Annotated in this window: 1 pseudogene; it reads left to right on the plus strand. The window is 65.8% G+C overall.

The features are described from left to right. Positions 1-42: 42 nt before the first annotated feature. Positions 43-278 (plus strand): annotated as a pseudogene (locus AF337_RS40900) (caspase family protein); the annotation flags it as partial.

The raw sequence follows: 278 nt of genomic DNA on the forward strand, positions 1-278 counted from the left end.
GGCTTCGCCCGCACCTTCCGCCGCTATCCACCAACGTAGCGGCGCCAATCGACGCCGGGAAGCCGCGTCTTCCTTTATTTCAGCGGCCAAGGCTCGGAAGAAATGGGCGCCGAGGAAACGACGAGCCCGACGCTGGTGGCAGTCGACGCCAAGCTGGTGCGCGAGGGCGGCAAGGTGATGGTCACCAACCAAATCCGCGAAACGGAGATCGCCGCACGGCTGAACAGCCTCAAGGACCGCCGCGTGACGCTGCTGATCGACGCCTGCCATGTCGGCCC

It is taken from the genome of Rhizobium ecuadorense, from assembly GCF_001187535.1.
Taxonomy (GTDB): domain Bacteria; phylum Pseudomonadota; class Alphaproteobacteria; order Rhizobiales; family Rhizobiaceae; genus Rhizobium; species Rhizobium ecuadorense.